Annotated in this window: 16 protein-coding genes; 7 read left to right on the forward strand and 9 right to left on the reverse strand. The window is 41.3% G+C overall.

Annotation, left to right across the window (positions count from 1 at the left end):
- Positions 1-91: 91 nt before the first annotated feature.
- A complete protein-coding gene (locus B4H32_RS02495; RefSeq protein WP_004681248.1) occupies positions 92-1282 on the reverse strand; it encodes a L,D-transpeptidase family protein in 1191 nt (396 codons plus the stop codon).
- A 468-nt stretch (positions 1283-1750) separates the two neighbouring features.
- Between B4H32_RS02495 and hemE the strand changes: the two genes are divergently transcribed.
- On the forward strand, positions 1751-2824 hold the full coding sequence (gene hemE, locus B4H32_RS02500) for a uroporphyrinogen decarboxylase (protein WP_004681247.1): 1074 nt from the start codon (positions 1751-1753) through the stop codon (positions 2822-2824).
- Positions 2825-2868: 44 nt separating this feature from the next.
- Entirely contained in the window at positions 2869-3663 is a 795-nt protein-coding gene (locus tag B4H32_RS02505) for a DUF817 domain-containing protein (protein ID WP_004681245.1), read from the forward strand.
- Between the two features lie 11 nt (positions 3664-3674).
- On the opposite strand, the gene B4H32_RS02510 is transcribed toward B4H32_RS02505, so the two are convergent.
- The 7 genes from B4H32_RS02510 to B4H32_RS02540 all read right to left on the reverse strand — a co-directional run bounded on the left by B4H32_RS02510 (position 3675) and on the right by B4H32_RS02540 (position 8526).
- On the reverse strand, positions 3675-4037 hold the full coding sequence (locus B4H32_RS02510; protein WP_004681243.1) for a cupin domain-containing protein: 363 nt from the start codon (positions 4035-4037) through the stop codon (positions 3675-3677).
- Positions 4038-4051: 14 nt separating this feature from the next.
- A complete protein-coding gene (folE, locus tag B4H32_RS02515) occupies positions 4052-4600 on the reverse strand; it encodes a GTP cyclohydrolase I FolE (RefSeq protein ID WP_171055691.1) in 549 nt (182 codons plus the stop codon).
- 90 nt (positions 4601-4690) lie between these two features.
- Complete coding sequence (locus B4H32_RS02520; protein ID WP_004681238.1) at positions 4691-5380, reverse strand: Smr/MutS family protein; 690 nt, start codon at positions 5378-5380, stop codon at positions 4691-4693.
- An 87-nt stretch (positions 5381-5467) separates the two neighbouring features.
- On the reverse strand, positions 5468-6007 hold the full coding sequence (locus tag B4H32_RS02525) for a DUF4269 domain-containing protein (protein WP_100833504.1): 540 nt from the start codon (positions 6005-6007) through the stop codon (positions 5468-5470).
- A gap of 68 nt (positions 6008-6075) precedes the next feature.
- Positions 6076-6882, reverse strand: a complete 807-nt coding sequence (gene trpC, locus B4H32_RS02530) for an indole-3-glycerol phosphate synthase TrpC (protein WP_286799675.1) — start codon at positions 6880-6882, stop codon at positions 6076-6078.
- Between the two features lie 9 nt (positions 6883-6891).
- Positions 6892-7941 (reverse strand): anthranilate phosphoribosyltransferase, encoded by a 1050-nt coding sequence (gene trpD / locus B4H32_RS02535; protein WP_004681234.1) that lies wholly within the window; start codon positions 7939-7941, stop codon positions 6892-6894.
- Positions 7942-8526 carry an anthranilate synthase component II gene (locus B4H32_RS02540; protein ID WP_004681233.1) on the reverse strand — a complete coding sequence of 195 codons (585 nt, stop codon included), beginning with the start codon at positions 8524-8526 and terminating at the stop codon, positions 7942-7944. It abuts the gene before it with no gap.
- A gap of 619 nt (positions 8527-9145) precedes the next feature.
- On the opposite strand from B4H32_RS02540, the gene glnA reads away from it, so the two are divergent.
- The 5 genes from glnA to B4H32_RS02565 all read left to right on the forward strand — a co-directional run bounded on the left by glnA (position 9146) and on the right by B4H32_RS02565 (position 13754).
- Positions 9146-10561 carry a type I glutamate--ammonia ligase gene (gene glnA / locus B4H32_RS02545; RefSeq protein WP_171062698.1) on the forward strand — a complete coding sequence of 472 codons (1416 nt, stop codon included), beginning with the start codon at positions 9146-9148 and terminating at the stop codon, positions 10559-10561.
- A gap of 125 nt (positions 10562-10686) precedes the next feature.
- A complete protein-coding gene (locus B4H32_RS02550) occupies positions 10687-11178 on the forward strand; it encodes a chorismate--pyruvate lyase family protein (RefSeq protein WP_004678044.1) in 492 nt (163 codons plus the stop codon).
- Positions 11179-11193: 15 nt separating this feature from the next.
- Complete coding sequence (gene ubiA / locus B4H32_RS02555; RefSeq protein ID WP_004678041.1) at positions 11194-12075, forward strand: 4-hydroxybenzoate octaprenyltransferase; 882 nt, start codon at positions 11194-11196, stop codon at positions 12073-12075.
- 108 nt (positions 12076-12183) lie between these two features.
- Entirely contained in the window at positions 12184-13449 is a 1266-nt protein-coding gene (locus B4H32_RS02560) for an alpha/beta hydrolase family protein (protein WP_004681231.1), read from the forward strand.
- 95 nt (positions 13450-13544) lie between these two features.
- A complete protein-coding gene (locus tag B4H32_RS02565) occupies positions 13545-13754 on the forward strand; it encodes a hypothetical protein (protein ID WP_004678037.1) in 210 nt (69 codons plus the stop codon).
- A gap of 17 nt (positions 13755-13771) precedes the next feature.
- Here B4H32_RS02565 and B4H32_RS02570 read toward each other — a convergent pair whose 3' ends face one another.
- Complete coding sequence (locus tag B4H32_RS02570) at positions 13772-14212, reverse strand: DUF2726 domain-containing protein (RefSeq protein ID WP_005329578.1); 441 nt, start codon at positions 14210-14212, stop codon at positions 13772-13774.
- Between the last annotated feature and the right edge of the window lie 69 nt (positions 14213-14281).

The following is a 14281-nucleotide window of genomic DNA, read 5'->3' on the forward strand; positions in this document are numbered from 1 at the left end:
ATTGCCTATTGTTGAATAAAACTTGGCAATTAAAAAAACCGAATATTAGTAAACAATATTCGGTTTTAATTTACTTGGAATAACCCTGAAATTATTCAAGGAATTTTACGGTTACACCTGAACGGACTTTATTCCCCAAGTCATTGGCATCCCAGTTGGTTAAACGGATACAACCATGTGAGGCGGTCTTGGAAATTAATGATGGGTTTGGCGTACCATGAATACCAAATGATTTTTTACTTAAACCAATCCAGATATTGCCCACAGGTGCGTTGGGACCAGGTGGCAAGGTCAGTGGCTTAAGGTTTTTCCCCTGAACAAAGTTGGATGGTGAGTAGCTATAGTATGGGTTTTTCGCAACACCGACCACTTTATAGGTACCTGTTGGAGAAGGCGTGTCAGCACTGCCAATTGTCGCAGGAAATGAAGCAATCATTTGGTTACGGCTATTAAACAGATAAAGCTGTTTTGCGCCTTTATGTGCCACGATTAAATGGATGTCTTCAGGCAAGTCGTTACGCACATTGGCAACAACGATTTTTTCACCTGGTTTTTTGAATGTTGCGTTTGGGTTTAACTGTCTCAGGAATTTTTCATCCATGTGAAACTTTTCACCGAGCATTTCTGTCACGCGTGTGTAGTAAAGGCCTTTCATTTTAGCTTGCAGCGCATAATCTGATGGGATTGAGTCTGCATACGGACCTTTAAAATCAGCATCGGTTGTGGTGTATTCAACATAGGCTGGTTTGGTTTGCTTGGAAACCAGTGCATCCCATGTTTCCTTGGTGAGTTCACCTGTTGGGGTGATGCCATTCATTTGCTGGAATGACGCAATCGCTTTCAGCGTGTTTTTACCATTGGCACCATCAATCGCACCTGGTGACGCATGTGCATTGTTCAGCATGACATGGGCACGTGCATAAGCAGGAGATTGGCCTTTTGGCATATTCTCAGACCACTCGGCATTATTAAGCGAGTCTAGGTTCCAGCTTGTAGACACTGACTTGGATGTTGCTGCTGAATCTGGGGCTTTTTCCAGATTCTGGGAAACGGTTGAGGCGGCATTATTGGGTTGTGGTTCAGAAGCCGCCTGTGGTTCTGAGGCTGCCTGCGCAACCGCACTTGAAGATGACGCAACATTAATTGCTAAAGGATCAATTGGATCTTCAACTGAGGTCGAAATTTTTTTGGGATTTAAAGGTTGCTCAGTTGTTGGTGCAGCTAAAGCAACATTAATCAGAATAGAACTTAAACTCACAGCGAGTAATGAGCGAACAAACATGCAATTTAACCTTAAGAATTATTCATATTGAGATTGAGGGTCTGTCAACGTTTCACACATACTTGCGACAGAAGACATTTTTTAGACGGTACAAGGCATGACTTATGAAATTTAGCTATTCTAAATGAATAAGGCATAACGCAGTAGCGGCAAAAAATGTCCCTGTCCCGCAGGGTTATGGCTAAAAATTCCCTAAACTGCGTTATGAAACTTGACAAGGGAGTCACCATTGCCTGCGTTTCATGCCTTGTTTATGTCGTTTTAGCCTATAACGCAAGGCATGGCTGAAATGTTGACAGACCCTAACATATTACAAGTATTACAGAAAATAATTACGCTTGCAGTAGCAGTTTTGTGTCAAAGCGAAATTTTTGTTTAAAGGTGTAATGTTTGTATGGAATTGAAATTATAAATTCCAGGCTAACTTTGTTATGATGCGTTCCACATGAAAGAATTTAGAGATTGGTCATGACAACGTTGAAAAATGATCGTTTTTTACGAGCTTTATTACGTGAACCTGTAGACACCACACCTGTATGGATGATGCGTCAGGCAGGGCGTTATTTACCAGAATATCGAGAAACTCGCGCACAGGCAGGGGATTTCCTATCTCTATGTAAAAATACAGAATTTGCCTGTGAAGTTACTTTGCAGCCTTTACGCCGTTATGAACTGGATGCCGCAATTCTATTTTCTGATATTTTAACCGTGCCTGATGCGCTGGGATTGGGATTGTATTTTGAGGCGGGGGAAGGGCCAAAGTTTCATAAAACAGTACGTACGGAACAGGATGTCGCCAACCTGCCGAAAATCAATGCCAAGTCTGACCTGGCCTATGTTATGAATGCCGTTTCAGCCATTCGATCTGCTTTAGGCGGACACGTCCCTTTAATCGGTTTTTCTGGAAGCCCATGGACTTTAGCCACTTATATGGTGGAAGGCGGTTCCAGCAAGGAATTCCGCTTTATCAAGAATATGATGTATGCACAGCCAGAAGTGTTACATGCCTTACTTGATCATTTAGCCGATTCAGTGATTGATTACCTCAATGCACAGATTGATGCAGGCGCACAGGCCATTCAGATTTTTGATAGTTGGGGGGGCGCGCTGGCACATCGGGAATATATTGAATTTTCATTGAACTATATGACCAAGATCATTGCTGGACTTCAGCGTGAAAAAGATGGCCACCGTATTCCGATTATTGTCTTTACCAAAGGTGGTGGACAATGGCTGGAAGCCATGCTGACAACAGGTGCAGATGCATTTGGACTGGACTGGACAACGCCACTTTATACTGCAAGAGACGTGGTTGCAGAACGAGCCGCCTTGCAGGGGAATCTTGACCCAGCTACGCTTTATGGTTCGACGGCATCCATTGAAAAATCGGTCAAAGCCATGCTGGATGATGCCTACAGCAATGGTGAAAAAACAGGTTATATTGCTAATTTAGGGCATGGTATTACCCAATGGGTCGATCCAGCCCAACCCAAGATTTTTGTGGATACCGTACATGAATATAGCGCGAAATATCTAGGCTGATATTTATAAGGCATTTCAAGGCTAAACCAGCTAGGATCAGTTTTGTGCAGTTGATTGTATTACCAATAAATTTTATCAGTAGGGCAGCTTCGGCTGCCTTATTTGGATTGCTGCTTTTAATTGCTTTTGCAGTAACTGCACCGATGGGAAGTCAGGAATATTACGGTTTTTACCGTTATGACTATTTGTTGTTTTATGCGCTGATGATCCAGATTTGCCTGCTGTATTTAAAACTTGAATCCTGGGATGAAGCCAAGGTCATTGCCTTATTCCATATTATGGCGATGGGGATGGAGATTTTTCTGACGCATCCTGCAATTGCATCATGGCAATATCCTCAGCCTGCCATCTTTAAGTTGCTTACGGTGCCATTATTTGCGGGTTTTATGTATTCTGCGGTCGGCAGCTTTTTTGCAAGGTCACTCCGCCTGTATCAGGTGTCTTTTGAAAATCTCCCCCAGTTTGGCAATATGTTGTGCCTGGCAGTTTTGTCTTATTTAAATTTCATGACCAAATTCTTTATTCCTGATATTCGTATGGGATTATTTATCTGGAGTGTGGTGATTTTCTGGAAAACAAAACTGTATTTTCAACTCGCCCAACATCGTTTCAAGGTTCCGATGCTGCCGATTTTGCTGATACTCGCATTCCTGATCTGGATTGCTGAAAATATCAGTACTTTCTATAAAATCTGGCTTTATCCCAGTCAGGTTGATGCATGGCATATGGTTGGCTGGGGGAAACTGGGTTCCTGGTATTTACTGTTATTGTTAAGCTTGGTTCTGGTCTTAAAAATACTGGGTGAGCGTGATCAAAATGGGACTTGGCGATTGTATTAAATATGATGAGATCAAACATCTACAATCACATAATACTTTTTAACTGCTTCAAGTACTTCAAATGTGCCAATAAATGCAGGTGGAATAATACCCGCATTTCCAGCAGCCACTTCAATAAACGTATTGGTTTGTGCATCATGGATACGCACAGCGCCCTCAATCACCTGAAAAAATTCCTGTTTATTGTCGGCAAACTGAATATTCCATGCACCCACTTCACATTGCCAAATTCCACAACTCATATGAGGATGTTCATATAAGCTATAAGTTAGGCGTTGTGGGTTGCCTTTCACCAATCGATCAGGGCGAGGGTAATCAACACTAGCTTCATGTTGAATAAGCTGTCCCTGACCAGCGAGATAAATGGATGACATGGTAAATACTCAGATCAATAACTTTCAGGAACCGCACTTAAAAACTCACGGCGAGTTTCCTTGTCCGTCTTAAAATCACCAATAAACGAAACAGTACGGGTGGTGGATTCCTGCTTGCCAACACCACGCATCATCATGCACATATGCGCTGAATCAATCACTACAGCAACACCACGTGCCTGAGTCACTTCAGCAACAGCTTCTGCGATTTGCTGGGTCAAGTTTTCCTGAATCTGTAAACGACGGGCAAACATTTCCGTAATACGGGCAAACTTGGATAAACCGAGCACCTGACCTTCAGGTAAATAAGCAATGTGCACACGACCATAGAAAGGCAGCAGATGGTGTTCACACAGTGAATAGAACTCGATATTTTTGACCAATACCATTTCATGGTTATCGGATGGGAAAACCGCACTATTGGTCACTTCCTCAAGCGTTTTGCTATAGCCAGAAGTTAAAAAAGAAAAAGCTTTAGCCGCACGCATTGGCGTATCTTTTAGGCCTGGGCGATTTAAATCCTCACCAACGGCAGTTAAGATATTTGCGTACGATTGCTGCATAGACATAACAATGTTCACTCAGGTGGATTGAACAAAACGGCAATTGTATCAGAAAACGATTAAAAAATTGAGTTTTGATCCAATTGCCGATTACTGATTGTACTTTGGATTTTTTTCAGCACGTTTAAGCAGCACCAAAACTGCACCTGTACCGCCCTGATTTTCAGGTGCACTGACAAAAGCCAATACATCACGGTGTTGTCTGAGCCAACCATTGACATAGGTTTTTAAAATCGCTTCTGGACCTTTGCCATGCACAATTTTAATGACATTCTGATTTTCATCTTTTGCAATCTGGATAATTTGCAAAACGGCTGACCGTGCCTGCTCAACGGTACAGCCATGTAAATCCACTGCCTCAAACCAGCGCATTTTGCCTGCTTTTAAATCCTCAAAAACTTTATGCTGCAAGGTTGCGATGCGATAGCTTAAAGCAGCTTGGCTTGCAACAGGATTCAGGATGGCCTGGGTATCTGAAATCTCAGTATGTTCCTGTTCGGCAGAACCCTCAGCCGCGGCCCGTTTTGCCAATGTCTGCGCATCCACCTTTTTGCTGCGGGTGGTTTTGGTATTGGCAATATTATCATTGGCGATAGGTTTTACACCGACCAGTGCTTTTTTAAAAAGCTCGGTATCTTCCAGCTCTTCAACAGCAACCTGAGTTTTTTTTGACTCAGCCTGTTTGGCAACCGCGCTGGATTGAGGGTTGGAAATTTGCTTTTTAAAGGCTTTCAGTAAATTAAACTGATCTTTAGAAAGCGATGAATCATGTTTACTCATAATTTTATGGAAATATGCAAGATACGAGAGAGATGTAAAATTATAGTCCGAATCTTCTGGAAATTAAAATTTTTGCTTGGAATTGGTTTAATTAAGAAAATTACTATTTTTGAGTAATGTTAATAATTCTTGATCTGAAGCAAAAAATAGATCACTCATGGCAATATAAGGATTGCCGTTTAAACTTAGAGCAATTGCAAATGCAGGTTCAGTTTTTAAACCTTTTTGTTTTAACATTAAAATATGTTGTTTGAAATGTGTATTAGCCAGTTTGAGTAATCTTTTTTCAACCTGAAAATGTCTATAACCATATTGCTCAGAAATAGGTTGAGTTGAACAATAAATTTCAACATCCCAGTTTAGGTATGAGAAAGTACAAATATATACTTTGGGTTTTTTTGAACATAACTTTAAAGCCCATTGGTCCAAATTTTTGTACTTCCTCAAGCATTTCTTTAGATCATTTAACTGTGCTTCGGTGTAATGGCAAATAAAATCAATATCACTACTTTCTATATTAATTTCGAGTGGTGGAGTTCCTATAATTTGTATTTCAAAAGGTTTGAAATTATCAAGAATTTTCAGTTGAGATATTACGTCTTTATAAGGTGTTTTTGCTATTTTCATGATTCAAATTTAGAATTTTTTAAGAATGGTCTAGGTTCATGTTGCATGAAACATGAACCTTGCTTCCATTAAATATGTTTAACAGTCCCAAATAGCTCCGCAAAAGCTTCATCTGGTTTAGGCTGTTTCATAAAGCTTTCACCAACAAGGAAAGTATGAATATCGTGAGCTTGCATCATTTCAACATTAGCAGGCGTGGCAATTCCACTTTCAGTGACCAAAACACGAGAAGTAGGTAGTAACTTTTTCAAACGTAATGATGTATTTAAATCCACATCAAAAGTTTTTAAATTACGGTTATTGACACCGAGAATACATTGCTCAGGTAACTGTAAGGCACGTTCCAGTTCGTCTTCGTCATGCACCTCAACTAATACATCCAGTTGATGTTCAAATGCTGTTTTCGACATTTCTTCTAGCTGCTGATCAGACAAGCATGCCACAATCAATAAAATACAGTCTGCATGTAAGGCTCGTGCCTCAACCACATTATAAGGATCAATCAAAAAATCCTTGCGTAAAGCGGGCAGGGCACAATGGTTACGTGCAATTGCAATATTTTCATCTGCACCCTGAAAGAAATCCACATCAGTTAAAACAGATAAACATGCTGCTCCAGCTTGTTCATACTGCTGTGCAATTTCCGCAGGATTAAAGTCTGCACGAATGACGCCTTTAGATGGTGATGCTTTTTTAATCTCAGCAATCACGGCTGGACGTTTATGTTGCAGGGCATGGGCAAAACCACGCACGGGTGTTGCCTCTTTCGCCCATTGTTCAACATCATGCAGGCTACGCTGTTTTAAACGTGCGGCAAGTTCCTCATGTTTACGGTCAACAATTTTACCGAGAATGGTATTTTGAATATTGATCATGAGAAATCCTTAGTCTGCCTGATATTGTTTCAATGTTTTGGTAAATTCACCCAGAATACTCATTTTTTCCAGGGCCTGTCCGCCATAGAGAATATCCTGCGCCAGCGCAACGGCTTGTTTATAGGTCTTGGTCATGCCTGCCACATAAATACCTGCACCTGCATTCAGTGCAATCATGTTGGCTGCTTTTTCACCGATTTCTGATTTGTTACGGCCCAAAGCATCCTTAATCAACTGCAAGCTTTCTTGTGAACTGTTCACAACCAAACCCGTCAGTGTCTGTGATGGAATTCCAACTTCATCTGGAGTAATCGTCCATTCAGTGATTTCACCATCCTTGAGTTCGGCCACTGTGGTGGGTGCCGCTAGACTGATTTCATCCAGACCGTCTCTGGAATGCACCACCATGACGTGTACCGCTCCCAGCTGTTTTAAAACCTCAGCAATTGGAAGACACAGTTCATCAGAAAACACGCCAATGACAAAACGATTGACACCAGCAGGATTGGTTAAAGGACCCAATAAATTAAAGATACTACGAATACCCAGTTCACGACGTGGTGCCACAGCATAACGCATGGCCTTGTGATGATTCGGTGCAAACAGGAAACCCACACCCATTTCACGAATGCAACGTTCAGTCTGTTGCATATCCAGATCAAGCTGAATACCCATCTGTTCCAATACATCTGATGAACCAGATTTACTGGACACACCTCGATTGCCATGCTTTGCGATAGTCGCACCCGCAGCAGCAATCACGAAACTTGAGGCAGTGGAGACATTAAACAGGTTTTGGCCATCACCACCTGTTCCTACAATATCGACCAAATGGGGAATATCGCTGACATCGATCTTGATGGCAAACTCACGCATAATCCGTGCCGCAGCCGTGATTTCATCAATACTTTCGCCTTTCATGCGTAGGCCCATCATCAATGCGCCAATCTGGGCGTCGGTGGCTTCACCCTGCATAATGCTACGCATGACATCTTCCATTTGCGGCTGGGTCAAATGAATGTTTTTGGTAATATGATTCAATGCTTGTTGAATGTTCATTTATGCATAAATCTCTAAAAAATTCTTAAAAATCTGGTGTCCATGCTGGCTCAGGATGGACTCTGGATGAAACTGAACCCCCTCAACAGGAAGTGTTTTATGCTTTACACCCATAATTTCTTCAATCGTGCCATCTGGCTGATTGGTCCAGCAGGTCACTTCAAGACAATCTGGCAGTGTTTCCTGTTCAATCACTAATGAATGGTAACGTGTCGCAGCAAAAGGCGAGGGTAAATTGCTAAAAATACCCTTATTGCTATGGTGCATATCTGATAAACGACCATGCATCACGGTTTTGGCACGGATAATATTGCCACCAAAAGCCTGACCAATCGCCTGATGCCCTAGACAAACGCCCAGCAAGGGAATTTTTCCTGCAAAATGATTGATGGCTGGAATGGAAATTCCTGCTTCAGTTGGGGAACATGGGCCAGGACCAATCACCAGATATTTAGGCTGCCATCGTTCGATATCCTCTAATGTGACTTGATCATTACGAACAACTTTTACTTCCTGATTCAACTCGCCAAAGTACTGAACGATGTTGTAGGTAAAAGAATCGTAGTTGTCGATCATCAGAAGCATGACTTTAACCTTTTGAAAAATGTACACTTTATTGTGTTGTGATCTTAAATAAATCTATCAGCTTGTCTTATTTTTAATCGCTATAACGAATAAAAATATTCACTCATGATAGAGGAAAATAATCATAGCAAAAAACAAATGGGCAATGCTGAATATTTCGAGTAATGATGATTTGGATGAGGATAAAAACGTGTAAATAAAAGACAGAAAAATGCAGAATAAACTTTTTTAATTTAAGGGTTTAGTAAAAAATGGCACACCTGAATTGAAAGTCGAATTGAATTGATTGGAATCAAACTGAAAAGAATGATATAAAAAGCCAATTTATACCATCCAAAGATGGCGTAATTGGCACTAGATTGGTTCTTTGTTATATGTTTTGCACTGTTTTGGTTCATTGTGTCTGTTTTGGAGACGAGCTGAGGTGGAAATGTATAAATATGGTGCATTTGTGAAAGCAAACATTATAGTAGACATGGGACATGGAGCTTAAAGCATTTTTTCTGCAAAGAATTTCAATGTTTTAGGTATGCTTTAAAATTGTTGGTATGGTAATTGCTAATTATACATCAACAACTAACACGCACTTAACAGGTGCACAAAAATTTCATTGGAGCAAATGAGCATGGCGAACAAGGTCCTTCAACTCATCAAAGAAAGTGGCGCAAAATGGGTCGATTTTCGCTTTACTGATACTAAGGGTAAAGAGCAGCACGTCACTTACCCAGCTGACACCATTGATGAAGATACCTTTGAAGACGGTAAAATGTTTGATGGTTCTTCAATCGCTGGTTGGAAAGGCATTGAAGCGTCTGACATGATCTTACGTCCAGATGCTGAAACAGGTTTTCTTGACCCGTTCTTTGCTGAGCCAACAGTTGTTGTAACTTGTGACGTAATCGAGCCATCTACTGGCCAAGGTTACGAGCGTGACCCACGTTCGATTGCTCGTCGTGCTGAAGAATATTTAAAATCTACTGGTATCGGTGATACTGCATTCTTTGGTCCAGAACCAGAATTCTTCGTTTTTGACGAAGTGAAGTGGGATATCGACATGTCTGGCGCTCGCCACACATTGATCGCTGAAGAAGCTGCATGGTCGACTGGTAAAGATTATGAAGCTGGTAACTCTGGTCACCGTCCACGTGTGAAAGGCGGTTACTTCCCAGTTCCTCCAGTTGACTCTCATCAGGACATGCGTGCTGAAATGTGTGCACGTATCGAAGACATCATGGGCCCTGGTCGTGTAGAAGTACATCACCACGAAGTTGCTTCTTGCCAATTAGAAATTGGTGTGAGCTTCAATACATTAGTTCGTAAAGCGGACGAAGTTCAACAATTCAAATATGCAGTTTGGAACGTTGCGCACCAATATGGCAAAACAGCGACTTTCATGCCTAAGCCAATGGTAGGTGATAACGGTTCTGGTATGCACGTTCATATGTCTATCTCTAAAGATGGCAAGAACCTGTTTGCTGGTGATGAATATGCTGGTTTATCAGAAATGGCATTGTTCTTCATTGGTGGTATCATCAAACACGCGCGTGCATTGAATGCAATTACCAACCCTGGTACAAACTCGTACAAGCGTTTAGTTCCACATTACGAAGCTCCGATTATGCTTGCTTACTCAGCACGTAACCGTTCTGCTTCTATCCGTATTCCTTACGTTTCTAGCCCTAAAGGCAAGCGTATCGAAGCACGTTTCCCAGATCCATTAATGAACCCATACTTAGGTTTTGCGGCATTGTTGATGGCTGGTCTTGATGGTATCCAAAACAAGATCCATCCAGGTGAAGCTGCTGACAAGAACTTGTATGATCTTCCTCCTGAAGAAGAAGCAAAAATCCCAACAGTTGCTCACAACTTGGAAATGGCGATTGATGCTCTTAAAGCGGATCATGAGTTCTTATTAAAAGGCGGTGTGTTCACTAAAGAAATGTTAGATGCTTACATCGAACTTAAAACTGAAGATGTACGTCGTCTTAATACGACGACTCACCCAGTTGAATTTGATATGTACTACAGCCTGTAATACATCCAAAATCAGAAAAGTCCGCTTCGGCGGACTTTTTTTATGTTTCTGTTTCAATTTGAATTTCATACATTTTTAATAAAAAATTCAGGTAAACTAATCCCGATGTTTTTAGTGAGCCAAGCATGCGAAATTTACGACCAAACAGAACAAGGGAACAACAGCTTCCTGCTGAATTAAAAAAATGGTTGTATGCCTCAGGTTCACTCACTCAACAACTGACAGATTTGGCAGGTGGTGAGTTTCATGTTGAACGCATCAAAGAACAGTACCAACGTTTAACGCTTGCGGATAGTCGATGGATGAAGATGCCATACCATCACCTTGCATGGGTACGAGAAACCAATTTATATGGTTGTGAAGAACAGGCATGGGTAAAAGCTAAAAGTATATTTCCAATTCTAAGTCTGCAAAAAAAAGCCCGTTTGTTTCAACATATTGGTAATAAGCCGATTGGCTGGTTTTTATTTCAAAGAACCAATCCAGCTTGCGAAAGACGTGTGATTCATCTGGAAGAGGGCTGGACACGACAAAGTTGCTATACTTGGCATGGCTGCAAATTTATTGTGCAGGAAACATTTCTGCCAGCGTTTGAACAGTTTATTCGTCAGCATTGACTCTAAGGAATCAGCATGGAAACAGTGCAACACACCACATGGCGACAACGTCTGCAAGCCTATTATTATCTCTGCCGTTTTGATAAGCCGATTGGTACGGAACTGGTATTTTGGCCCACCATGTGGGCGTTATGGATTGCATCTAAAGGTATTCCTGATTTAAAAATCCTGCTGGTAATGACGCTGGGCGTGATTTTTATGCGTGCAGCAGGCTGTGCCATTAATGACTTTGCCGACCGTAAAGTCGATGCTCATGTAGAACGCACCAAAACCCGTCCTTTAGCCACAGGGATTATTCGTGCCCGTGAGGCAGTTTTTGTATTTTTGGGATTGGTTGTGGCTAGTGCCTGTCTGTTGTTGTTCTTGCCTTTAGAGACTTTTTATTGGTCATTTGGTGCATTGTTTTTGGCGTTTATGTATCCTTTTATGAAGCGCTATACCCATTTACCTCAGGTATTTTTGGGTGCTGCATTCTCATGGTCAATTCCCATGGCCTATACCGCAGTAGGGCAAACACCTGATTTAACCTGCTGGTTTTTATATTTTGGCAATTTGGCGTGGACAGTGGCCTATGATACTCAATATGCGATTACTGATCGTGAATATGACCTGAAAATTGGGGTGAAATCGACGGCCATTCTGTTTGGCCGTTACGATATCCAGATTATTGCTTTGTTACAGGCAATTAGTCTTGGATTGATTGGGACGGCATTTTATCTGGAAAATATTCTAATTCCTTTTGGGCTGATTGCATTGCTTGTGGTTGCGGCAGATTTTATTTATCAGGCGTTCAAAACAAAAGATCGGAACCCTCAAATCTGTTTTTGGGCATTCCGTCACAATCGTTGGGTTGGAATGATTATTTTTATCGGAATTTTTTTAGAATTCATAAGCTGAAATAATGAATGAATAGAAAAGTGTCCTATGCAGGGCACTTTTTTTATGTATTAATAGAATGGCGTGTAGCGTCATGTATAAAAAAGACAAGGACTAAAAGGATATTTTATGAAACGGTCTAATATTACTTTAGCAATTTCTACGTTAACAGCTTCATTATTTTTAACTGCATGTAATAATGGCGGCGGCGGTAGTGATAATAATTCACAACCCTCTACACCATCATCTTATGTTTCAGAAACAGCGTATGTAAATGAAGCAGACACTTTGAAAGATGTGGCTGAAGCGAGTTCGGTTAAAGTCATTAAATATAAAATGCCAAACGTTTTGGGTAAGACTGTTGAAACCTCAGCGCTTGTCTATTTTCCAACGATTGCTCCACCTAAAGATGGTTATCGGGTGATCGTATGGACGCATGGCACATTGGGTGGAGCTGATAAATGTGCACCAAGCAATGCAGGATTGGGTGATCGATTCAATGACTATATTGCCAAGGAGCTATTGGGTCAGGGTTATGTAATCGTGGCGCCTGACTATGAGGGCTTAGGAGGAGAAGGTGAACATCCTTACCTGAACCTGCCGAGCGAGGCTAAATCTGCAATCTATGCAGTGAAAGCAGCCAAAGAGCATTATGGCACCAAACTGAATGGCGCGTGGATGTCTGTAGGCCAGTCACAAGGCGGACAGGCTTCATTGGGTGTTGCTGAATATGCCAATGCAGATGTAAGCTATAAAGGTGCGGTTGCTGGTGCACCAGCATCAAGCTTAGGCGAAATTATCCTGAATGTTGCACCTGCTGCAATCAATGGCTTGTCACAGCCTGTTGCGATTGAAACCTATGCGACATTGTTGTCTTATGCCGCATTGGCTGGGGTTGGAATTACAGCTTATGAGCCAACATTCAATTACCAGAATATGTTTGGTAGTGCCAAAGCCAAGACCATTGCCGATTTGGCAAAAACTGAATGTCTGGATGAAATCCAGGATGAATACAGCAAAGATATTCAAGCCTTTATAGCAGCGAATCCAGACAAGAAAGTTATAGACTATCCAGGAATTAATCGGGAAGAGTTTGAAACAGATGAGGTTGTGAAGAAGTTCCTCAACGACTATAGCCAGCCAACAACGAAAAAACTGAATAAACCAATTCTGATCGTTCAAGGGGTTTATGATACCAATGTACCTTATACTGTGACGTATGATCTGTACGATAAAATGTCAAAAGCAGGTACAAATGTCAGTATGATTCCAGTGCCAATTGCACCAAGTGCAAGTGCTCCTGTGGTGAATGGTTCCCATACAGGTGCAATTCTTTATGCAACACAAACTGGGCAGTTAAGGGACTTTGTTAAACTTTATATGCCAGCTCAATAAGCCAATCAACTATAAAAAAAGAGTCTCTTTATAGAGGCTCTTTTTTGTTATATTGTTGCACTCCTTGAAGCTTGCAACTTAAGTTGGAATAATCCATGAGTCAAAAAACTGTTGAAAAAAAGTCGATACCTTGGTTGTTGATGGGTTTGGGTTTGGCAATTCCAATTTTTATTGTAGGTATGGCATTTCTTGCTGCAAAGAGTGATGCGGAAACAAAGAAAAAATATGACCAGCAACATGCTGAAATTGCCAAGAAATTCGAAGAGCAGAAAAAGGCCGAGCAAGCTGCAAAAACAGAGCAGTAATGTTACGCATCATTAAATCAGCGAATATCCATCTGTAACTGTTTAATGGATGGAATTTGCGTATAACGTTGTACCCGATAGCCTGCCTCTTTCAGCATACGGTCACGTTTTTGGTCTTCCAGTTCCTTTCCAATATGGCTTGGATCATCAAGTTCAACCACCGCAATAACCCGCATTTCCTGATCTAAAATAACGAAGTCTGTGACCTTGAGGTTGAATTTGCTGCGGATATTGTAATGCTCGCTTGTAATCAACGCACTAAAGGCAACCTGCGCCAATACATGGTAATGGGGAAATGCCTGTTTTAATCGCAGGAACATTTGTGATTCAAATGCTGTAATAACAGGGCGGGGAAAGAATTGTCGCTTGGGTAAAAAAGAACGTATGCAACTGATGAGAAGTAGTGCTGTGCTGATACAGCCAATCAGTACAAAAATGAATTGATTCGATGCAAACATATTCTGATTAAATTACCCACAAGAAAAAACCCACTCAAAATGAGTGGGTTTTTAGAATCTTGGCTCTCC

The organism is Acinetobacter sp. UBA2063, from assembly GCF_002333245.1.
Lineage (GTDB): Bacteria > Pseudomonadota > Gammaproteobacteria > Pseudomonadales > Moraxellaceae > Acinetobacter > Acinetobacter parvus.